Below are 20,778 nucleotides of genomic sequence, written 5' to 3' on the forward strand. Positions count from 1 at the left end.
CGGGCGGCCGTCGCCGCGCCCCAGCGGGCGCGGCGACGGCCCACGCCCACCGGGTCTTTCACGCCAACGGCGCCTCCCGCTTGGAGAACCGGGGCCGACCTCGTAGCGTCTGCCACCGGACTCCATTCCGGAAGGAAGTCATCGCTCATGATCCGAAAGGCCGTCATCCCCGTGGCGGGGCTCGGCACTCGGTTGCTGCCGCTCACCAAGGCACTGCCCAAGGAAATGCTGCCCATCCTCGACAAGCCCGTGCTCCAGCACACCATCGAGGAGTTGGTGGCCTCCGGGATCGACGACGTCACCATCGTCGTCTCCACCCGCAAGACCCTGGTGCAGCAGCACTTCGCCCCGGACGAGGACCTCGACCTGCGGCTGCGGGCGGACGGCAAGGTGGCCGCCGCCGACGCGCTGCTCGGGGTCACGAGCATGGCGCGGATCACCTACCTCTACCAGGACGGGCCCTACGGCAACGGCACCCCGGTGCTGAACGCGGCCCGGGTGGTGGGGAACGAACCCTTCATGGTGCTGTGGCCGGACGACGTCTTCACCTCCGAGGTGCCCCGCGCCCAGCAGCTGCTCGACGCCTACGAGCGCACCCGGGCACCGGTGCTGAGCCTGATGCCGATGGAGCCCGCGGAGTCCCACCGGTACGGCGTGCCCGTCGTGCGCGAGGAGTTGGGCGGCGGGCTGATCCGGATCGACGGCCTGGTGGAGAAGCCCAAACCCCAGGACGCCCCCTCGGCCTACGCGGCGATCGGCGGCTATGTGATCACCCCCGGGATCGTGGCGGAGCTCGAACGTCTCACCGACCGGCACAGGTCGCGTCCCGACGGGGAGATCGGGCTGTCCGACGCGATCCACCGGCACGCCGCCGAGCACCCGGTCTTCGGGCAGGTCGTGGACGGCACCTGGTGGGACACCGGCAACGCGCTCGGCTATCTGCGCGCGCAGTTCGCGGCGGCGCTCGCCCACCCGGAGTACGGCCCGGAGCTGCGCAAGCTGGCACTCGGCGAATAGCGCCACGAGCCGGCGCACGCCGCCCGGGTGACGTCCCCGGGTTTGAAACGTTAGCTCACTCCGTCGGCGCACTTCCGGCCTCGCGCGCCATCGTTGATGGGGGCGTGATGATGGAGATGCTGTACCGGATCGACGAAGGCGGCGCCGAGATCCTCGACGGGGTCATCGCGTGCTGTGCCGACCTGTTGGAGGAGTTCACGGCCTCCATGGACGAGATCGAGGCGAATTTCGCCAGCCACTGGGTCAACACCCCCATGCCGTCGCCCGATCGGTGACGGCGGTGCCCGTTCCCGGCCCCGCCCCGGCCGGGAACGGTCCTCGGCACTGAACCCTCGCGGCGCGCCTGGTGGGCCCGGCATCATGGGGGCGTGAGTGAAGAGGGGGAGCCCGAAGCGGCGGAACTGGCCCAGCTCTGCCGTGAGTTGAGGGCACTGCGAGCGATGGCCGAGCGGGCCGGCCTGGGCGTGGGGTTCGCGGCGCTGGTGGCAGCCGCCAGGCGTGGCGAGCCGCTGCGGGAGCATCTGGCGGCGCTCGGTCCCGTGGGGGCCACGCACCGCGGGGAGCCGCCGGCCGAACTGCCGCCCGACACCGGCCCCGTGGAGCTGTTCGGCACCGGCCCGGGACACGTCGCGGTGGGCGCCTACCGGTGCCCGGTGGGTCGGTGCGCCCGCCGGGAGCGGCCAGGCCCCGAGGACGACCTGCCGCAGTGCGCGCTGCACGGCCGGCCCCTGCGGTTCGAGTGAGGGCCGGGGTGGGTCGCGGGTGAGCGCGGTGGTGACGGAGCTGGGGCAGCGGGTGCTCGACCGGTGGGCGGCGCTGCTCGCGCTGCCCGGGCTGCTGTTCGTGGCGGCGGTGTGGGCGGCCCGCGAGCTGGGCCACCGGGGGTTCGCGGATCCTGGGCGGTTGCGGGCCGCGGTCTCCTCGCTGGCCGACTCGGTCGCGGAGGATCCGGTGCGGCTGGCGTTCTGGGTGGCGCTCCTGCCACTGCTCTCGGCGGCGGCCGGCCTGGCGGCCGGGGTGTGCGCGGGGGCGCTGCGGCGGCTGTGGTTCGGCCCCTGGCCGGCTCGGCCCTCCGGGCCTGGGCGGCGGCTGACGGCGGGGCGGGCGCGGCGTTGGCGGCTGCGGGCGGCGGCCTACCGGGCGGCGGAGGAAGCCGAGGCGGGGCAGCGGGAGTTGGACGTGCTGGCGGCTCGGCGGAACGCGGTGGGGTTGCGGCCGCCGGAGCGGCCGACCTGGATGGCCGACCGGATGACGGCGCTGGCCGCCCGGGTGTGGGCCTGGTACCGGGTGGACGTGAGCTTCGCCTGGCCGCGTCTCTGGCTGCTGCTCACCCCTGAGGAGCAGGACGCGCTGCGGGCGGCGCGCGGCCGGGTGGACGCGGCGGTGGTGCTGGCCGGTTGGGGGGTGCTGGTGTGCGGCCTCGCAGTGTGGTGGTGGCCTGGCACGGTGGTCGGCGCGGCGATGCTGGGCGAGGCGGTGCGCCGGGGGCGGGCGGCGGTGGACGCGTTCGCGCATCTGGTGGAGGCCGCGTTCGACCTGCGGGTGGCGGCGCTCGCCGAGTCGCTGCGGCTCGAACTGCCCGAGGGGCCTTTCCCGCCGGAGGTCGGGCTGCGGGTGACGGCGCTGCTGCGCAAGCAGGCGTGAGGGACGGGCCTCACTCGATCGGGTGAGTGGGTGGTTCTCGGCGCGTGTCGGGGTGGTGGTGGGCGGGGGTCGGCATGACGATGCACCGCGATCAGGCGGTCCGCGAGCGGGCCGCGGCCGACTCGGAAGGTGTGGTGCGCGATGCGGCTGCTGTTGATCCGGCACGGTCGGACGCCGGCCAATGTCGCCGGGCTGCTGGACACGGCGGCGCCGGGCGCCGAGTTGACGCCCGAGGGGCTGCGGCAGGCGGAGGCGCTGCCCGCGGCGCTGGCCGGGGAGCGGATCGACGCGCTCTACGCGTCCACGCTGGTGCGGGCGGTGGCGACGGCCGCGCCGCTGGCCCGGGAGCGGGGTCTCGCGGTGCGGTTGCGGGACGGTCTGCGGGAGTTGGCGGCCGGCGATCTGGAGGGGCGGGGGGACGCGGAGTCGGTCGGCGTCTATCTGCGGGTGGCGTGTGACTGGGCCGCGGGTCGGACCGAGGTGCGGATGCCGGGCGCGGAGAGCGGGGCCGAGGCGCTCGGCCGGTTCGACGCGGTGGTGGCGGAGGCGGCCTCGGCCGGCGCCGCGGTGGCGCTGGTCGGCCATGGCTCGATGATCCGGGTGTGGACGGCGGCGCGGGTGGCCAACGTGTCGGTGGAGTTCGTGGTGGCGCACGAGGTGCCCAACGGTGGCGTGGTGACGTTGGAGGGCGCGCCGGGGCGGGGCTGGCGCGCGCTCGGCTGGACGGGCGCGCGGCTCGGGGACGCGCCGGCCGTCGCCGCCGGCTGACGGGGGGGGCGGGGTCAGCCGGGCACGGCGAGCGGCGGGGTGGCGAGGGTGTCGACGTAGGGCTGTTCGGAGAGTTCGGCGATGCGCCCCATCAGCAGGGTGGTCAGCTCGCGGAGCGTCGCGGTGGCGGGGGCGCCGTCCGGCCGGGGGGCGCGCCGCCGCAGCGCGGTGTGGTCGATGGGGTGGCCGAAGCGGATGCGGACGCGGTGCGGCCTGAGCAGCGTGGTGCCGATGGGCTGTACCCGGTCGGTGCCCGTGATGCCGAAGGGCACCAGCGGGGCGCCCGAGGTCAGGGCGATGGAGGCGGTGCCCGGCCGGCCGCGGTGCAGGCGGCCGTCAGGCGATCTGGTGCCCTCGGGGTAGATGGCGAGGGCGGCTCCGGCGGTGAGCAGGGCGGAGCCGGTGGCGACGAACCTGCGCGCGGCGGCGGGGCCGCCGCGGCGGTCGACGGGCTGGAAGCCGAGTCGCGTGCAGTAGGCGGCGAGCGCGCGGCCGCGGAGCCCGGGCGCGGTGAAGTACTCGCGCTTGCCGAAGAAGACCAGTGGCCGGGGGACGGCGGCCATCAGGAAGAAGGTGTCGCAGGCGGCGAGGTGGTTGCCGGCGAGCAGCACGGGGCCGGTGCGCGGCAGGTGTTCGACGCCCTCGACGGTGGTGGGGCAGGCGGTGGCGGCGGCCAGCCGCATCAGGGCCCGGGTGGCGTGGTAGGCGGGCATGGCGGGTGGCTCACCGGTCCCCGTCCCGCTGGGCCGGTAGGGGGGCCAGGGCGTCGAGCGCCACCCGCCAGTGCTCGGCGAGGTCGCGGGCCTCGGGGAGCGCGGCGTCCGCGGTGAAGGCGCAGGTGGCCTGGTCGCGCCAGACGGCGAGTGCGGGGAGGCAGGGGAGGTGGGTGGGGAGGCAGCTGATCGGGGTGACGCGGAGCGGTGGGCGGTCGTCGTGTCCGAGGTCGGGCGCGGCGGTGAGCACGGTGGTCTGGAGGCCGGCGCGGGCGAAGACCCGGCCGGAGACGGCGTCGACGCCGCGTGGTCCGAGCCGGCCGATGGTGGCGCTCTGGGCCCAGCGGGTGGAGCGGGGCTTGAGCCTGGCGGTGTGTCTGGCGATGAGCTGGGCGCGGCGGCCGAGGTCGGGTTCCTGCCAGGGCACGGGGATCAGCGCCATGGTGAAGCGGTTGCCGAGGTAGGGCTGGCCCGGGTCGTGGCCGAGCGCGACGGGCAGCCCGAAGCCCCGGGCGCGGCGGCCCTCGGCCGTCCAGCCGGTGGCGTCGAAGCGTTCGGCGGCGCGGGAGAGGGCGGCGAGGTGGACGTCGAGCACCGAGCAGCCGAGGCGGCCCGCGGCGGCGCGGAGTCGGCCGACCGGCACGGTGGCGGCGGAGAGCAGCCGTTCGTTCTTGCGGGGCAGGTCGAGCAGCGGGCGGCGGGGAGCGGGCCGCAGCAGCTGGGTGGAGTCGGCGGTGACGCGGGCGAGTCCCGCGATGCGGGCGCCGAGCGGCGGCCTGGGCGCCGGTGGGCGGGGCACGGCGGGGGCGGTGGGCGCGGCGCCGAAGAGCAGGCGGCCGATCCTGGCGACGGTCAGGCCGTCGTGCAGGGCGTGGTGGGCGCGGTAGCAGAGCAGGTGGCGGTCGGGCTGGAAGCCGTGGACCAACCAGACGTCCCAGGGTTCCTCGGGGCGGGGCAGCGGCCGGTTGACCAGCTCGTCGTGGGCGGCGGCCGCGGCGTGCGGCCCGGGGGTGACCCGGAGTTCCTGGACGTGCCGCTCGACGGGCGCGTCCGACGAAGTGGGGAGCAGCGGCAGCCGGTCGCGGACGTGGTCGCGCAGCGCGCCGATGCCGGGGGCGGGTCCCGCCATCTCCAGGATGACGCCGCTGAGGAGGAAGTGTCCGCTGTCCGCCTGGGCCATGCGGCGGAGATGGCGGTCCAGGGCCGGGAAGGCGGTGTCGGGCGTGGTCGGCATGGGTGGGTTCCTTGGGTGGGGTGGACGGGGGTGCGGGCCGGGGCCCGGCCGTCAGTCCCCGGCGGCGAGTGTGGGCCAGGTGACGCTGGTACCGCCCCAGGTGAGCCCGGCGCCGAAGGCCGCCAGGACGACGCGCTGCCCGGGGCGGAGGGCGCCGTGCCGGTTGGCGTGGTCGAGGAGGAGGGGCACGGAGGCGGCGGTGGTGTTCCCGGCGTGTTCGATGTTGCTGATCCAGCGGGCGGGGTCGACGCCGAGGTCGGCGGCGAGGGCGCGGGAGATCCGGGCGTTGGCCTGGTGGACGGCGAACCTGTCGACCTCGTGGAGCGACCAGCCGGCCAGCTCGGCGGCGTCGGCCACCGCGCCGCCCATCCGGTGCAGGGCGTGGCGGAACACCGATCGGCCGTCCATGGCGAGCGAGATGCGGCTGCGCCGGTCCAGGGCTCCGCCGCCCGCGATGTGGATGAGGTCGCCGTGGTCGCCGTCGCTGCCGAGGGCGAACGGGCCGAGGGCGCCGGGTTCCTCGGGGTCTCCGGCGCGCAGGACGACGGCACCCGCGGCGTCGCCGAAGATGGCGGCGGTGGTGCGGTCCTCCGGGTCGACGACCGAGGACATGGTGTCGGCGCCGACCAGCAGGACGCGGTGGAACGTTCCGGCGGCGAGGAGGCCGCCGGCGACGGCCAGGCCGTAGAGGAATCCCGAACAGGCGCCTGACACGTCGAGGGCGGCGACGCCGCAGAGGCCGAGCCTGGCGGCGAGGGTGGGGGCGCTCGACGGGCAGAGCCGGTCGGGCGTGCCGGTGGCCAGCAGCACGGCGTCGACCTGGCCCGCGCCGTCCGACTTCAGGGCGCGGGTGCCGGCCTCGACCGCCATCTCGACGGTCGCGGTGCCCGGTTCGACGCGGCGCCTGGTGCGCACCCCGGTGCGCTGGAGGATCCATTCCTCGCTGACGCCGAGTCGAGCGGCCACGACGTCGTTGCCGACCACCGTGGGGGGCTGCCAGGAGCCGAGGCCGCTCAGCACGGCGGCGGGCCGGCCGGCGGTCACGAGGCGACGGGCTCGGTCCGGCGGCGCAGGAACTCGGCGACCTCCGCCACGGTCCGCAGGCCGTAGAGCTCGTCCTCGTCGAGTTCGAGGCCGAGTTCCTGTCGGGCGATGAGCACCAGCTCGGTCACGGCGAGCGAGTCGAGGCCGGCCTCCTCGGGGGTGGCCTCTGGCCGGACTCCGGCGGCGGGGAGTTGGAGTCTGCCCACCATGGTGTCGCGCAGCCATTCGTACATGGTTCTCCCTCGTCCACCCGACACGCCGTGCGGCGCGGTCGGTTCGTGCGGTGCGGTCGCCGTGTGGCGGGGGCACACGTTTCCACACCGGGACGGGGGCTCCGGACCGGCTGTCAGCCTCCCGGACGACGTTGGCGGGCAGAAACACCCGGAGGGGTGACGGGGGTCGGCCGGCATGTGACGGGCGTCTTCCGGCCCACCGCCGGGCGTTGAAAATTAGTTTTGCATATCCTGAATTTTTTCATACCCTGCAATGTGTGGTGGAGAGATCGGTGCCCTCGGGGTTGCGCGAGCGCAAGAAGCAGGCGACCCGGGCGGCGTTGGCGGAGGCGGCGGTGCGGCTCGCCGTGGCGCGGGGGGTGGAGAACGTGACCGTGGAGGCGATCAGCGCCGAGGTCGGCGTCTCGCCGCGCACCTTCTTCAACTACTTCGACCAGCGCGACGACGCCTTCGTGATGATCGACGACGAGCTGAGCGAGCGGGTCAGGCAGGCCGTGCTGGCCGCCCCCGCCGACCGCACCCCGCTCGCGGCCGTCCGCGACGCCTTGATCGCCGAGTTGGTCGACGTCGAGGCGCAGCACGGTCTTTGGCAGCTCCGCGCCGAGGTGCTCAGGCAGGCGCCGCACCTGCTGGTCCGCAGCCTGGGCGCGCACACGGCCGACGAGCTCGGCCTGGCCACCGCTGTCGCCCGCCGGCTCAGCTCGGCGACCGGCGATCCCGCGGACCCGGCGTCCGGGCCCGGCGCCGAAGCCGCGGACGCCCTGGACACGGACCCGGCGGCGGTCGGGCTCTACCCGCGCCTGGTGGCGGCCATGGCCGGCACCGCAGTCCGGGTGGCCATCGAGCACTGGAGCACGCACTCGGCCGAGGCGTTCCAGCCGATCTTCCACAGCGCCTTCACCCAGCTTGCCGCCGGGCTGCCGGCTCCCACCGCGGAGGACCGCGGCCCGACCGGCTGATCACCGGCGGCGAGACCGGCGCGGTGCCCACCGCCGCCGGTCTCGCCGTGTCCCTTTCACCGAGTACCGAGAAGGAAGACCGTGAGTTCTCCAGAGGCGCCGGCACACAGTCCGGCCGCCATGAACCAGCGCCAGATACTCCAGGCGATGACCGGCCTGATGGCCGGCATGTTCGTGGCCATCCTGGCCGGCACCGTGGTGGCCAACGCGCTGCCCCGGATCATCGCCGACCTGGGCGCCACCCAGTCCTCCTACACCTGGGTCGTCACCTCGGAGCTGCTGGCGATGACCGCCACCGTCCCGCTCTGGGGGAAGCTCTCCGACCTCTACAACAAGAAGCTGCTGCTCCAGCTGTCGCTCGCGATGTTCGTCGTCGGCTCGCTGCTGGCCGGCTTCTCGCAGGGCGTCGGGCTGCTGATCTTCAGCCGGGTCGTGCAGGGCATCGGCGCCGGCGGCCTCACCGCCCTCGTCCAGGTCGTGATGGCGGCCATCATCCCGCCGCGTCAACTCGGCAAGTACGCGGGCATCTTCGGCGCCGTGTTCGCCGTGGGCACCGTCGCGGGGCCGCTGGTGGGCGGCGTGCTGGTGGACACCTCCTGGCTCGGCTGGCGCTGGTGCTTCTTCATCGGCGTGCCGTTCGCGCTGGCCGCGATCCTCATCCTCCAGCGCACCCTGTCCATCCCGACCAGCCGGCGCGAGATCAAGATCGACTACCTGGGCGCCTTCCTGATCGTCTCGGGCGTCTGCTCGCTGCTGATCTGGGTCACCCTGGCCGGCAACGAGTTCGACTGGCTGTCCTGGCAGACCGGTGCCTTCACGGTGGGCGGCGCGGTGCTGCTCGGCGCCGCCGTCCTGGTGGAGTCCAGGGTGCCCGAGCCGGTCATCCCGCTGGACATCTTCCGGAACCGCACGGTCACGCTCACCACGGTCGCCAGCCTCCTGGTGGGGCTCGCGATGTTCGGCGGCACCGTCTTCCTCTCCCAGTACTTCCAGATCTCGCTGGGCAACTCCCCCACCGTCGCGGGCCTGATGGGCCTGCCGATGATCATGGGCCTGTTGGTGTCCTCCACCGTCGCCGGGCAGATCATCACCCGCACCGGCGTCTGGAAGATCCACCTGGTGATCGGCGGCGCCGTGATGACGGTCGGCCTCGCGTTGCTGGCCACCATCGACCGGGACACCAGCTTCCTGTTGCTGAGCGTCTACATGGCGCTGCTGGGCATCGGCGTCGGCATGCTGATGCAGAACCTGGTGCTGGCCGCGCAGAACGACGTGCCGGCCAGGGAGTTGGGCGCCGCGACCTCCGTGCTGTCCTTCTTCCGCAGCATGGGCGGCACCATCGGCACCAGCGTGCTGGGCGCGATCCTGGCCAACCGGGTGGCGGACGAGCTGGCCAGCCAGCTGCCCACGTCGGGCGAGGAGGGGGCCGCCGGCGGCGGCGCCCACTCGGTGCCCGACATCTCGCTGCTGCCCGATCCGATCAGGGAGATCGTGCAGGACGCCTACGGCGTGGCGACCGCGGAGCTGTTCCTGGTCGCCACCCCGTTCGCCGCGCTCGCGCTGCTGGTGGTCCTCTTCATCAAGGAGAAGCCGCTGAAGACCGCGAGCGGCAACGAGCGGCTCGCGAGCGAGGAGGGCGAGGCCGCCGGGGAGCAGGCGCCGGCGGCGCCGGTGCACTGAGCGCCGAGCGCCGAGCACCGGGCATCGGCCGGGTCAGGCCGGGAGCGGGGCGCGTCCGAGTTCGGACGCGCCCCGCTCCGTCGTGCGCACCCGGTCCCCGACAGCCAGCGCGCCGGGGCCGGCCACCGCGAACTTGGCGCCGAACGCCACCCCGCCGGCGGCGGCCCGGCGGTAGGTGGCCAGGGTGCGCAGCGGCTCGGGTCCCGCGCGGTCGCCGGTCGTCTGGTCGACGAGGGTGACCGCGCAGCGGATGGCGAGCTTGGCGTATCCGAGGGTGGCGTCGCCGATCTCCAGCGTGCGGGAGCGGTCCTCGGTGTGCGGCGCCGGCCAGCCGTCTACCACCACGTTGGCGCGGAACCGGTCGACCGGCACCGGACGGCCGCCGCGCGCGGTGATCCGGGCGTTGAGCTGGTCGAGGGAGGCGAGCGAGAGCAGGTGCACCGCGCAGCTGTCGGCGAACCCCGAGGTGCCGGGGGCGAGGCCGTCGGTGACCCGGTCGTGCTCGGGCGGCACCCGGACCAGCCGGCTGGGCGCACCCAGGGCGGTGGAGAGCCAGTCGGCCGCCGCCTGGCCCTGGTCGACGCCGTGGAACGGACTGCCGAACAGGGTGACCAGGCGGCGGGGCCCGGTGGTGTCGATCGTGACCGCGAGCGCGGGCAGCCCGTCCGCGCGCAGCGTGAGGCGCGTGCCGTCGGCGCTCGGGGTGGGCTGGATCCGGGCGAGCCCGGGGTCCCGGCGCTGGCTGCGGAACCGTCCTTCGGCGTCGACGACCATGAAGGCGCGGTCGTGGGCGAGACCCGCGGGCGTCAGCGCGGCGCGGTCGAGGGGCACCCCGGCGCAGCCCTTGACCGGATACGTCGTCAACCGTACGACCCTCGCCATGTGTCGTCTCCTTCGTCGGCCTACCATGATGCCGTCATGGACAGCGCTGACTTCCGTAGTTTCGTGGCCCTCGGGGACTCGTTCACCGAGGGGATGTCGGATGCCCTGCCGGACGGCTCGTACCGGGGCTGGGCGGACCTGCTCGCACTGCGGCTCGCCGGGCGGCGGGCCGGGTTCAGGTACGCGAACCTGGCGGTGCGCGGGAAGTTGATCGACCAGATCGCGCGGGACCAGGTGCCGGCGGCCGAGGCGATGGGCGCCGACCTGGTGACGCTGGTCGGCGGGCTGAACGACGTGCTGCGGCCGCGGTGCGACATGGCCGCGGTGTGCGACGCGCTCGAACGGTCCGTCGCGACGCTGGCGCCGGCCTGCGGGACGCTGGTGCTGATGCGCAGCCCCGGGCGGCGCGGCCCCTGGCTCCAGCGTTACCGGGGCCGGATGGAGGAGTTGTTCTCCTTCGTCGACGGGCTCGCCGAGCGGCACGGCGCGGTGGTGGTCGACCTCTACGCCTCGCGGGCGCTCGGCGATCCTCGGCTGTGGGCCGACGACCGGCTGCACCTGACCCAGGAGGGCCACCGGCGGGTGGCCGAGGCCGTCTGGCAGGGGCTCGGCCACCCGCCGTCCTTCGACTGGGACGAGCCGCTGCCCGCCCTGTTGCCGCCCGGCTGGGCGGCGCGGCGGAGCGCCGACCTCCGCTTCACCCGGGTGCATCTGCTGCCCTGGGTCGGGCGCCGGCTGACGGGCCGCTCCTCGGGGGACGGGCGGGCGCCCAAGCGCCCCGAGCTGACGCCGCTGGCCTGGGAGGACCAGCCGACCGAGCCGGCGAGCGGCCCGTAGAATCCGGTGGCGTGACTGACAAGCCCCGCATTCCGAACGTCCTGGCCACCCGCTACGCCTCCGCAGATCTGGCGCGGCTGTGGTCCCCCGAGCACAAGGTGGTGTTGGAGCGCCGGCTGTGGCTGGCGGTGCTCCGGGCGCTCGAGGAGCTCGGCGTCCCGGTGGCGCCCGGGGCGGTGGCCGACTACGAGCGGGTGGTCGAGTCCGTGGACCTGGCCTCGATCGCGGCGCGGGAGCGGGTCACCCGGCACGACGTGAAGGCGCGGATCGAGGAGTTCAACGCGCTGGCCGGGCACGAGCAGGTGCACAAGGGCATGACGTCACGGGACCTGACGGAGAACGTCGAGCAGTTGCAGATCCGGCTCTCGCTGGAACTGGTGCGGGACCGCTCGGTGGCGCTGCTGGCGCGGCTCGGGCGGCTCGCCGGCGAGTACGCCGAGCTGGTGATGGCCGGGCGTTCGCACAACGTGCCGGCGCAGGCGACGACGTTGGGGAAGCGTTTCGCCACCGCGGCCGACGAGGCGCTGGTGGCCTTCGGGCGTCTCGAGGAGCTGCTGGCCAGGTATCCGCTGCGCGGGGTGAAGGGGCCGGTGGGCACCTCGCAGGACATGCTCGACCTGCTGGGCGGGGACGAGCGGAAGCTGGCCGAGTTGGAGGGGCGGATCGCGGGCCATCTGGGCTTCGGCCAGGTGCTGACCTCGGTGGGCCAGGTGTATCCGCGGTCGCTCGACTACGAGGTGACCACGGCCCTGGCGCAGCTGGCGGCGGCGCCGTCCTCGCTGGCCAAGACGATCCGGCTGATGGCCGGTCAGGAGCTGGTGACCGAGGGGTTCCAGCCGGGTCAGGTCGGCTCCTCGGCGATGCCGCACAAGATGAACACCCGGTCCTGCGAGCGGGTCAACGGGCTGGCGGTGATCCTGCGCGGTCACGCGTCGATGACGGGCGAGCTGGCCGGGGACCAGTGGAACGAGGGGGACGTCTCCTGCTCGGTGGTGCGCCGGGTGGCGTTGCCCGACGCGTTCTTCGCGTTCGACGGTCTGGTGGAGACGTTCCTGACGGTGCTCGACGAGTTCGGCGCCTTCCGTCCCGTGGTGGCGCGGGAGCTGGACCGGTACCTGCCGTTCCTGGCCACGACCAAGGTGCTGATGGCGTCGGTCAGGGCCGGGGTGGGCCGGGAGACGGCGCACGAGGTGATCAAGGAGCACGCGGTGGCTTCGGCGCTGGCGATGCGCGAGGGCGCGGAGCGCAACGAGCTGCTCGACCGGCTGGCCGCGGACGGGCGGATCCCGCTGGACCGGGCCGGGCTCGACGCCCTGATGGCGGACCGGCTGTCGTTCACCGGGGCCGCGGCGAGCCAGGTGGCCGGCGTGGTGGCGCGGGTGGAGGACGTCGTCAAGCGGTATCCGGCGGCGGCCGGGTACCGGCCGGGCGCCATTCTCTAGCTCCTGTCCGGTCCGTCGGCGGCGGGACCTGCCGACGGCGTAGGTTGGTGCCGGCGTGCGGGACTGACGTGGTCGGAGGCGGCGTGGGTGGGCTACTCGGCGGTGATCCTTCGCTGTTGCGCAGGATCAACTCGGCGGTGGTGCTCAAGGCGCTGCGCGACGCGGAGCCGTCCTGTTCGCTGACGGACCTGGCCCGGGTGACGGGGCTCTCCCGGCCCACCGTCGAGGGGGTTCTCGACGGGCTGACCCAGGCGGGGCTGGTCACGGAGACGGACGCGCCCGAGCCGGGCGGCGCGCGCCGGCTCGGGCGCCCGGCGCGCCGGTTCAGGTTCCGCGCCGAGTCGGGTCGGGTGCTGGGCGTCGAGCTGGGGCCGCGGCGGGTGTCGGCGGTGCTGGGGGATCTGCTGGGGCGGCGGCTCGGCTCGCGCGCCCGCGAGGTGTCGGTGCGGGCCGCCGCGGACGAGCGGCTGGCCGCCGCGGTCGCGGTGGCCGGCGAGCTGCTGCGGGAGTGCGCGGTGGAGCCCGGCATGCTGCGGGCGGTGGGGGTGGGCAGCCCGGGGATCGTGGGCCCCGAGGGCACGGTGCGGCTCTGCAGCGCGCTGCCCGGCTGGACGGGGCTGCGGCTCGGGGAGCGGCTGCGGGACGCCTTCGGCTGTCAGGTGCTGGTGGAGAACGACGCCAACGCGGCGGTGCTCGCTGAGCGTTGGCTCGGCGCGGCGACCGGCGCGGACGACGTGGTGCTGGTGCTGGCCGGGCTGAGCCCGGGCGCCGGCTCGTTGATCGGCGGCCGGCTGCACCGAGGGCACGGCGGGGCGGCCGGCGAGATCGGGGCGCTGCACCTGCTGGGGCGGCAGGTGACGCCCGAGCGGCTGCTCTCCACCTCTGGCGAGCCGCTCGACCCGCTGGACGAGCCGGCGGTGGCCGAGGTGTTCGCGCGGGCGGCGGAGGGCGACGCGCGGGCCACGGACGCGGTGGGGCGCTTCGTGGAGCGGCTGACCCACGACGTGACGGCGCTGGTGCTGGCGCTGGATCCTGAGCTGGTGGTGATCGGGGGCTGGGCGGCCGGGCTCGACGGCGTGGTGGAGCCGCTGCGGACCGAGCTGGCGCGCTACTGCCTGCGGACCCCGCGGGTGGTGGCCTCCGCGCTCGGCGGCACCGCGGTGGCCACCGGGGCGCTGCGGGTGGCGCTCGACCGGGTGGAGGAGGAGCTGTTCGCCGTGGAGGACATCAGCTCGCGCTGAGCGACACGGTGCCCTGGTTGCCGAACGTCAGCCGGCAGGTGTCCGCCCGGTAGGTGGCGACGGCGGCGGCGACGGTGCGGCCCGCGGCGGCGTAGCGGGTGGTGACGATCAGCACCGGGGCGCCGGGCAGCTGGTCGAGCCGGCGGGCCTCGGGGGCCCCGGCCGAGCCGAGCTCGACGGAGCGGTCCTGGCCGTCGGGCCGCAGCCGCTGGAGCCTGGCGAGCACCTGACGGCCGCGCTCGGAGCTGGTGAGTGGCGGGCCGGCGGGCGCCGCCTCGCCAGGGATGGCGAGGACCCCGGCCGGCACGTAGAGCTGCTCGGCCGCGACGGACTGGGCGTGCGTGACCAGCATGCGGTGCACGACCTCGACCGGCTCGTCCGGCCGGGCGTCGAGCATCCGGGCCACGGCGGTGGGCGGCACGGCGGGGGCGCAGTCGGTGGTGACCCAGGAGTCGCCGGGAGCGCCCGGCCAGGTGTGCCGGCGGGGGCTGACGTCGACGCCGACGCGCGGCGGCGCGACGGTGGTGCCGACGCCGCGGCGCCGCTGGAGCCGGCCCTCGAGCTCCAACTGGTCGAGGGCCTGGCGGAGGGTGGCCCTGGCCACCCCGAAGCGGGCGGCGAGCTCACGCTCGTTGGGCAGTGCCTGGCCCACGGAGAACTCGGTGTCGAGTGCCTCGGTGAGCACGGTCTTGAGGTGCCGGTACTTGGGCTCCGAAGACTGCTGTTCGAGCTGGATGCTCCCCACCCTGGCCTCCACGGGCGTTCCCCGGACCGGGGCCGGCGGCTGTCGCGCCGACAACCCGATGATTATGAAAGGTTGTTGCGTATATAGACCCTAGAGCCGGCGCGAGTCTTGGTCAAGACCAATACGCGTGAGGCATTCTGTGACCAGCGGGCTTCATATATGATCGTTCATCCAGAACCGGGACGGGGAAGGGAGCCGAGGATGGCGACATCGGAAGCGGAGCGACGGCGGGTCACGGTGGTCACCGGCGGCAGCCGGGGCATCGGCGCGGCGGTGGCGGTGCGGCTCGCGGCGGACGGGCACGACGTGGCCATCGGCTTCGCCAGGGACGAGGCGGCGGCCGGCGAGGTCGCCGACCGGGTGCGGGCGGCCGGCAGGCGGGCGGTCGCGGTCCGGGCCGACGTGAGCGTCGAACGCGACGTGGCCGCCCTGTTCGACGCGGCCGTCGGGGAGTTGGGCCGGGTGACCGGTCTGGTCAACAACGCGGCCGTCAGCGGCCCGCTCGGGCGTTTCGACGAGACCCCGCCCGAGGTGATGCGCCGGGTGGTGGACGTGAACATGGTCGGGGCGATGCTCTGCGCCCGCCGGGCGGCCCGGGAGATGTCGCGGCGGCACGGCGGGGCGGGCGGCGCGATCGTCAACATCTCGTCCGGCGCGGCCACCCTGGGCAGCCCCGGCGAGTACGTGCACTACGCGGCGTCCAAGGCCGCGGTGGACACGCTGACGCTCGGCCTCGCCAAGGAGCTCGGCCCCGAGGGGGTGCGGGTGAACTCGGTGCAGCCGGGGGTGGTCGACACCGACATACACACGGCGATGGGCGAGCCGGGGCGCGCCGAGCGGATCGGCCGCGCCACCCCGCTCGGCCGGGCGGGGCACCCCGAGGAGATCGCCGCGGCGGTGGCCTGGCTGCTCTCCCCCGAGGCGTCGTACACCACGGGGGCGATCCTGCGCGTCGCCGGCGGCCGTTAGCCCGGCGGCCGCGTGGTGACCGCTCGGGCGTCAGTCGGGCAGCAGGTGACCGAGCTTGTCCGGGTTGCCGATCAGGAAGATCCGCCGGATCGCGCCTTCTTCCGCCTCCAGCAGGAAGACGCCGAAGGGGCGGCCGGCGGCGGTGACCAGCAGCCCCGACATGCCGTTGAACTCGACGATCCGGAAGCCCGGTTGGGCCGGGGCGCGGCCGCCGACCCCGGCCAGGAAGCGACCCACCTTCTCGGATCCGGTGATGACGCGGCGCGGGCCCCTGGCCTTGCCGCCGGTGTCGGAGGTGAGCGCCACGTCGGGGGCCAGGAAGGACAGCAGCCCCTCGATGTCGCCCTCCAGCGCCGCGGCGAGGAAGCGCTCGGTGAGGTCGCGCCGCTCCCCCGCGTCCACCTCGTAGCGGGGGCGGCCCTCGGCCACGTGGCGGCGGGCCCGGCCGGCGAGCTGGCGGACCGCCGGCTCGGCCCGGCCGAGCGCGGTGGCGATCTCCGCGAAGGGCAGCGCGAACGCCTCGCGCAGGACGAACACCGCGCGCTCGAGCGGCGAGAGCGATTCCAGGACGATGAGCACCGCGTAGGAGACGGTGTCCGCGAGCACGGCGCGCTCGGCGCCGTCGGGGGCGGCCGACAGGTCGGCCGTCGCCCGGTCGGCGGGCAGCGGCTCGGGCAGCCAGGGCCCCACGTAGGACTCGCGGCGGGCGGCGAGCTGACGCAGCCGGTCGACCGCCAGCCGGCTGACGATCCGCACCAGGTAGGCGCGCGGCTCCGCGACGCCCGACCGGTCGGCCGCCGACCAGCGCAGCCATGCCTCCTGCACGGTGTCCTCGGCGTCGCTGATCCCGCCGAGCATCCGGTAGGCCACCCCGAAGAGCAGGGTCCTGTGCGTCTCGAAGTCCCGCAGTGCGGCGTCCTGTGTCGCGAGGTCCTCTCCCACCCGACCATCCCACCACGAGCCGCCCGCGATGCGTCCAGCCGGGGGTGCCGGCGCGGGGAACACTCGGGCCGGGCGCGACGTTTTCTGTCGGAAGAGGCTCAATCCGGTGCGCCGGCAAGGGTGTTGACCAGTCACGGGAGTACGGTTCCCAGGAGCGGCTCGGCTGGTCGGCCACGGTGGTCGCGGCCACCGACCGGGCCGGTCGGCGGGCACGGTGCCGGGGGTGGCCAGTGTGGCGGAAGCGAAGGGAACATTTCCGCCGGAAGTCTCCTTTACCGTCCGGTCACAGGGCGTTCGTGATCACGCAATAACCGAGGACGACAGTGCTTTCATGGCAGACTCCGATGTACCGAGCGGTCCGATCGGCATTCCGCGCCAGGGGCCACGGGGGGACGGACACGATCAGCGGTGTGGCCACGGCCGCCGGCCCGCGCCCGGGAGCGGCGCGCCCCGGGACGGGGGGTCGACACCTGCCATGACCGAACTGTTCCTGCTGCGGGCCGCGGGGCCCGTCGATCTCGACGCGGCGCTGGCCCTGCACCGGCGCTGCTCGCCCGACGCCCTGGCCGGCCGCTACCACGGCCCGCTGGACGAGGCGGACGACTATCTGCCCCATCTGCTCGGCCCGCGGCACGGCCGCGCGCTGGCCGCCAGAACGCTGTCCGGCCGCTTGGTGGGCCTCGGTCACCTGCTGTGGGACGGCGCGGAGGCCGAGGTGGCGCTGCTGGTGGAGGACGCCTGGCAGCGGCGCGGGGTCGGCTCCTCGCTGCTCCACGCCCTGGTGGAGATGGCCGCCCGCGAACAGCGGGAGGCGGTCTACGCGGTCTGCCGGCCGGCCGACCCCGGGATGGCGGCCGTGATGCGCGCCGTCGGTCTTTCGGTGGAGCGCCACCCCGAGGAGGACGCGCTGGTGCTCTCGGCCCGGCTGACCGCCCTGCCGACGGCCGCCGCCTCGCCGGCCAGGGCCCGGGGCTGACCCCGGGCTCGACGCCCCGGGCGGGCGCCGGAACCGCGAGTGTCAGGAACGCGGGGGCCGTTCACTGATGACGCGCGCACCTCCGGCGTACCAGGATGGGCGCATGCCAGTTGACACCACCGACACCAGCACCTCGCTTCCCCGTCAGGTCGCCGACGCCTACGTGGACGCGCTCGTCGAACTCGACCCGATCATGGGCACCTTCCTCGGCGTCCCCGAGTGCGCGGACCGCCTGCCCGACTTCTCCCCCGCCGGCCACGAGGCCCGCGCCGAGCTCGCCAGGAGGACCCTGGAGCGGCTGGCCGTCGCCGAGGCCAGGACCGGCGCCGACACCGTCGCCGAGCGGCGGTGCGCGCGGCTGCTCCGCGAGCGGCTCACGGCGGAACTCGCGGTGCACGAGGCGGGCGAGTCGCTGCGCGCGGTGAGCAACCTCTTCTCGCCGATCCACGAGACGCGGGACGTCTTCACCCTCATGCCGACCGACACGGACGAGGACTGGGCGGCCGTGGCCAGGCGGCTGCGGGCGGTGCCGGCCGCGGCGGAGAGCTACCGGCGGTCGCTGGCCGCCGGGGTCGAGCGGTCGCTTTTCGCCGGCCCGCGGCAGGTGGTCACGGTGGTCGAGCAGCTCGGCGAGTGGATCGGCGGCGCGGAGGACGCCGGCTGGTTCGCCGACTTCGTCGCCAAGGGCCCCGACGCACAGCGCGCGGAGCTCGACGCGGCGGCGCGGGGCGCCACCGAGGCTGTGGCGCGGCTGCGCGACTGGCTGCGCGACAGCTACGCCCCGGCCGCCGAGGGCACCCCCGAGGTCGTCGGCCGCGAGCGGTACGCGCGCTGGGTGCGCTACTGGAACGGCACCGACCTCGACCTGGACGAGGCGTACGCCTACGGCTGGGCGGAGTTCCACCGGCTGCACGCGGAGATGCGGGCCGAGGCGGAGAAGATCCTGCCGGGCGCCACCCCCTGGGAGGCGATGAGCCACCTGGACACCGCGGGCGAGGCCGTCGAGGGCGTCGAGGAGGTGCGGGTCTGGCTGCAGGCGCTGATGGACGAGGCCATCGAGGCGCTGGACGGCACCCACTTCGAGCTGGCCGAGCGGGTCAAGCGGGTGGAGTCGATGATCGCCCCGCCCGGCAGCGCCGCCGCGCCCTACTACACGTCGCCCTCGCTGGACTTCACCAGGCCGGGGCGCACCTGGCTGCCGACGATGGGCGAGACCCGCTTCCCCGTATACGACCTGGTGTCCACCTGGTACCACGAGGGCGTGCCAGGGCACCATCTCCAGTTGGCGCAGTGGGCGCACGTCGCGGAGGACCTGTCGCGGTACCAGACGACGGTGGGCGGGGTCAGCGCCAACCTGGAGGGCTGGGCGCTCTACGCGGAGCGGCTGATGGACGAGTTGGGCTTCCTGCACACCGCGGAGCGCCGGCTCGGCTACCTGGACTGCCAGATGATGCGGGCGGTGCGGGTGATCATCGACATCGGCATGCACCTGGAGCTGGAGATCCCGGCGGACTCCCCCTTCCACCCGGGCGAACGGTGGACGCCCGAGCTGGGCCTCGAGTTCATGCGGCGGCACAACGGCCGGCCGGCGGAGTTCGTGGAGAGCGAGTTGGTGCGCTACCTCGGCATGCCGGGGCAGGCCATCGGCTACAAGCTCGGCGAACGCGCCTGGCTGCGGGGCCGGGAGGCGGCACGGGCGGCGCACGGCGCGGCCTTCGACGCGAAGCGGTGGCACATGGCCGCCCTGTCGCTCGGGTCGCTGGGCCTCGACGACCTGGTGACGGAGCTGTCCGCGCTCTGACGCGCCCCGGGGGCCGGGGCGCGCCGAGCGCGCGGCCCGGCTCCCGGCCGCCGGCTCCCGGTCGCCGGCTCAACGGGCGAAGCCACCTTCGGAGTTGATCACCTCCCCGGTGATCCACGCCGCCTCGTCCGAGGCCAGCCAGCCGATCAGCCTGGCCGGGTCGTCGGGGGCGGCCCACCGGCCGCCGGGGAACATGCCGGCGATCAGGGCGTGCCGCTCGCCGGTGGCGTAACCGGTGTCCACCGGGCCCGGGTTGACGGCGTTGACGGTGATCCGGCGCGGGGTCAGCGTGGTGGCCAGGGTGCGCACGGCGGAGGCCAGGGCGCCCTTGGCGATGGCGTAGGCCAACTCGCCCGGCATGCCGCCGCGCAGGTCCTGGCCCGAGGTGAGCAGCACGACGCGGCCGGCCGGGGCGTCCCGGCCGGCCGCCGCGTGCCGCCGCGCGAACGCCTGGACGAGCAGCAGCGAGGCGCGGGCGTCGACCTGCCAGTGGGCGTCCAACATGGCGGCGTCGACCTCGTCGAGCTGGCCGTCCTGGCCGCTGAGGGCCTGGTTGGCGACCAGGATGTCGAGGCGGCCGCCCAGCGCCTCGGCCGCGGTGTCGACGAGCCTGGCAGGGGCTTCGGGATCGGTGAGGTCGGCCGGGCCGTGCGCGGCGCTGGCGCCGTCGGCCAGCAGTTCGGACACCTCGGAGAGCAACCGGTCGGGGCCGTCGTGGTCGGCGCCCCAGGGCTGCGCGGCGTCGTGCGGCACATGGTGGTGGAGGTAGACGCCGGCGCCGAGGGCCGCGAGGCGGCGGGCGACGGCGTAGCCGATGCCGGCCCGCCGGCTGGCGCCGGTGACCAGGGCGGTGCGGCCGAGCAGGGGCAGCGGATCGCGGCCGGCCGGTGCGGTCTGATGCGGTGTCATGTCGGGCGAGCCTGCCGGAGGGCGGCCGTGCTGTCAGCCGGTTTTCCACGGGGGGTCACCCGGTGTGGTGACGGACGGTGGAGCCCTGGCGGGTCTTGACGACCTCGAGTTGGGCGGGGATGCGGCCGCGCAGGTCGGGGACGTGGCTGACGATGGCCACGCTCCGGTCGTGCTCGCGCAGGCCGTCGAGCACGTCGAGGACCTCGTCGAGCGACTGCTCGTCGAGGCTGCCGAAGCCCTCGTCGACGAAGAGGGTGTCGAGGCGGGGGCCGCCGGCCTCCTCGGCCACGACGTCGGCGAGGCCGAGGGCGAGGGCGAGCGACACGAAGAAGGACTCGCCGCCGGAGAGGGTGGCGGTGTCCCTGGTGCGGCCGGTCCAGGCGTCCATCACGAGCAGGCCGAGGCCGGAGCGGGCGCGGTGCGCGGCCCTGGCGTCGGTGTGGACGAGGGTGTAGCGGCCGGCCGACATGCGGTGCAGGCGGGTGCTGGCGACGGCGGCGACCTGTTCGAGGCGGGCGGCGAGCACATAGGTCTCCAGGCGCATCCGGTACTCGTTCTCCGGGGAGGTGCCGGCGGTGAGCCCGGCGAGCCTGGTGACGCGGTGGGAGTCGGCGCGGAGCGGCGCGAGGACGACGGCGTCGGCGGAGGCCGTGGTGGTGAGGGCGTCGAGCTCGGCGAGCCGCTCGCCGGCGGCCGCCTCGGTCGCCGAGGCGGCGCGCAGCCGGCCGGTGGCGGCGGCCAG

The 20,778-nt window shown here is 74.9% G+C and carries 22 protein-coding genes; 13 read left to right on the plus strand and 9 right to left on the minus strand.

Annotation, left to right across the window (positions count from 1 at the left end; all coding sequences use genetic code 11):
- Window positions 1-147 precede the first annotated feature (147 nt).
- The 5 genes from ACYVPE_RS18510 (at window position 148) to ACYVPE_RS18530 (ending at window position 3,429) form a co-directional block, all read left to right on the plus strand.
- Window positions 148-1,017 carry a UTP--glucose-1-phosphate uridylyltransferase gene (locus ACYVPE_RS18510; RefSeq protein WP_461034734.1) on the plus strand — a complete coding sequence of 290 codons (870 nt, stop codon included), beginning with the start codon at window positions 148-150 and terminating at the stop codon, window positions 1,015-1,017.
- A gap of 107 nt (window positions 1,018-1,124) precedes the next feature.
- Entirely contained in the window at window positions 1,125-1,292 is a 168-nt protein-coding gene (locus tag ACYVPE_RS18515; RefSeq protein ID WP_461034735.1) for a hypothetical protein, read from the plus strand.
- A 93-nt stretch (window positions 1,293-1,385) separates the two neighbouring features.
- Window positions 1,386-1,760, plus strand: coding sequence for a hypothetical protein (locus ACYVPE_RS18520; RefSeq protein ID WP_461034736.1), 375 nt, complete (start codon window positions 1,386-1,388; stop codon window positions 1,758-1,760).
- Window positions 1,761-1,779: 19 nt separating this feature from the next.
- Entirely contained in the window at window positions 1,780-2,661 is an 882-nt protein-coding gene (locus ACYVPE_RS18525) for a hypothetical protein (RefSeq protein ID WP_461034737.1), read from the plus strand.
- Between the two features lie 141 nt (window positions 2,662-2,802).
- Entirely contained in the window at window positions 2,803-3,429 is a 627-nt protein-coding gene (locus tag ACYVPE_RS18530) for a histidine phosphatase family protein (protein WP_461034738.1), read from the plus strand.
- Window positions 3,430-3,443: 14 nt separating this feature from the next.
- On the opposite strand, the gene ACYVPE_RS18535 is transcribed toward ACYVPE_RS18530, so the two are convergent.
- Genes ACYVPE_RS18535 through ACYVPE_RS18550 form a run of 4 tightly spaced genes read right to left on the minus strand, consistent with a single transcriptional unit; the run spans window position 3,444 to window position 6,653 of the window.
- Window positions 3,444-4,142, minus strand: a complete 699-nt coding sequence (locus ACYVPE_RS18535; RefSeq protein WP_461034739.1) for a lysophospholipid acyltransferase family protein — start codon at window positions 4,140-4,142, stop codon at window positions 3,444-3,446.
- Window positions 4,143-4,152: 10 nt separating this feature from the next.
- Window positions 4,153-5,376, minus strand: a complete 1,224-nt coding sequence (locus ACYVPE_RS18540; RefSeq protein WP_461034740.1) for a wax ester/triacylglycerol synthase domain-containing protein — start codon at window positions 5,374-5,376, stop codon at window positions 4,153-4,155.
- A gap of 51 nt (window positions 5,377-5,427) precedes the next feature.
- Window positions 5,428-6,420 carry a beta-ketoacyl-ACP synthase 3 gene (locus ACYVPE_RS18545; protein WP_461034741.1) on the minus strand — a complete coding sequence of 331 codons (993 nt, stop codon included), beginning with the start codon at window positions 6,418-6,420 and terminating at the stop codon, window positions 5,428-5,430.
- Window positions 6,417-6,653 (minus strand): acyl carrier protein, encoded by a 237-nt coding sequence (locus tag ACYVPE_RS18550; protein WP_132821897.1) that lies wholly within the window; start codon window positions 6,651-6,653, stop codon window positions 6,417-6,419. Before ACYVPE_RS18550 ends, ACYVPE_RS18545 begins: the two co-directional genes overlap by 4 nt.
- Window positions 6,654-6,901: 248 nt before the next feature.
- Here ACYVPE_RS18550 and ACYVPE_RS18555 point away from each other — a divergent pair, with 248 nt between their 5' ends.
- Window positions 6,902-7,612: a TetR/AcrR family transcriptional regulator gene (locus tag ACYVPE_RS18555; protein WP_461034754.1), complete on the plus strand. Its 711-nt coding sequence runs from the start codon at window positions 6,902-6,904 to the stop codon at window positions 7,610-7,612.
- Between the two features lie 120 nt (window positions 7,613-7,732).
- The gene (locus ACYVPE_RS18560; RefSeq protein ID WP_461034742.1) at window positions 7,733-9,292 is read left to right on the plus strand and encodes an MDR family MFS transporter; all 1,560 of its coding nucleotides are present in this window, start codon (window positions 7,733-7,735) and stop codon (window positions 9,290-9,292) included.
- A 33-nt stretch (window positions 9,293-9,325) separates the two neighbouring features.
- Here ACYVPE_RS18560 and ACYVPE_RS18565 read toward each other — a convergent pair whose 3' ends face one another.
- Entirely contained in the window at window positions 9,326-10,174 is an 849-nt protein-coding gene (locus ACYVPE_RS18565) for an MOSC domain-containing protein (RefSeq protein WP_461034743.1), read from the minus strand.
- 36 nt (window positions 10,175-10,210) lie between these two features.
- Here ACYVPE_RS18565 and ACYVPE_RS18570 point away from each other — a divergent pair, with 36 nt between their 5' ends.
- The 3 genes from ACYVPE_RS18570 to ACYVPE_RS18580 all read left to right on the plus strand — a co-directional run bounded on the left by ACYVPE_RS18570 (window position 10,211) and on the right by ACYVPE_RS18580 (window position 13,694).
- Entirely contained in the window at window positions 10,211-11,011 is an 801-nt protein-coding gene (locus tag ACYVPE_RS18570) for an SGNH/GDSL hydrolase family protein (protein ID WP_461034744.1), read from the plus strand.
- An 11-nt stretch (window positions 11,012-11,022) separates the two neighbouring features.
- Window positions 11,023-12,453, plus strand: coding sequence for an adenylosuccinate lyase (gene purB, locus ACYVPE_RS18575; RefSeq protein WP_461034745.1), 1,431 nt, complete (start codon window positions 11,023-11,025; stop codon window positions 12,451-12,453).
- A gap of 83 nt (window positions 12,454-12,536) precedes the next feature.
- Complete coding sequence (locus ACYVPE_RS18580) at window positions 12,537-13,694, plus strand: ROK family transcriptional regulator (protein WP_461034746.1); 1,158 nt, start codon at window positions 12,537-12,539, stop codon at window positions 13,692-13,694.
- Here the strand turns inward: ACYVPE_RS18580 and ACYVPE_RS18585 are convergent.
- A complete protein-coding gene (locus tag ACYVPE_RS18585; protein ID WP_461034747.1) occupies window positions 13,681-14,439 on the minus strand; it encodes a GntR family transcriptional regulator in 759 nt (252 codons plus the stop codon). The genes ACYVPE_RS18580 and ACYVPE_RS18585 overlap by 14 nt on opposite strands.
- 201 nt (window positions 14,440-14,640) lie before the next feature.
- On the opposite strand from ACYVPE_RS18585, the gene ACYVPE_RS18590 reads away from it, so the two are divergent.
- Window positions 14,641-15,408, plus strand: coding sequence for a glucose 1-dehydrogenase (locus ACYVPE_RS18590; protein WP_461034748.1), 768 nt, complete (start codon window positions 14,641-14,643; stop codon window positions 15,406-15,408).
- A 30-nt stretch (window positions 15,409-15,438) separates the two neighbouring features.
- Here ACYVPE_RS18590 and sigJ read toward each other — a convergent pair whose 3' ends face one another.
- On the minus strand, window positions 15,439-16,350 hold the full coding sequence (gene sigJ, locus ACYVPE_RS18595) for an RNA polymerase sigma factor SigJ (RefSeq protein WP_461034749.1): 912 nt from the start codon (window positions 16,348-16,350) through the stop codon (window positions 15,439-15,441).
- A gap of 475 nt (window positions 16,351-16,825) precedes the next feature.
- On the opposite strand from sigJ, the gene ACYVPE_RS18600 reads away from it, so the two are divergent.
- Window positions 16,826-17,326, plus strand: coding sequence for a GNAT family N-acetyltransferase (locus tag ACYVPE_RS18600; RefSeq protein WP_461034750.1), 501 nt, complete (start codon window positions 16,826-16,828; stop codon window positions 17,324-17,326).
- Window positions 17,327-17,429: 103 nt separating this feature from the next.
- Window positions 17,430-19,127, plus strand: coding sequence for a DUF885 domain-containing protein (locus tag ACYVPE_RS18605; RefSeq protein WP_461034751.1), 1,698 nt, complete (start codon window positions 17,430-17,432; stop codon window positions 19,125-19,127).
- 69 nt (window positions 19,128-19,196) lie between these two features.
- On the opposite strand, the gene ACYVPE_RS18610 is transcribed toward ACYVPE_RS18605, so the two are convergent.
- Together ACYVPE_RS18610 and ACYVPE_RS18615 are read right to left on the minus strand one after the other, a co-directional pair.
- Entirely contained in the window at window positions 19,197-20,036 is an 840-nt protein-coding gene (locus ACYVPE_RS18610; RefSeq protein ID WP_461034752.1) for an SDR family oxidoreductase, read from the minus strand.
- 55 nt (window positions 20,037-20,091) lie between these two features.
- Window positions 20,092-20,778: SbcC/MukB-like Walker B domain-containing protein (locus ACYVPE_RS18615; RefSeq protein WP_461034753.1), on the minus strand; the 687-nt coding region annotated here is incomplete at its 5' end.

It is taken from the genome of Streptomyces mayteni, assembly GCF_054783955.1.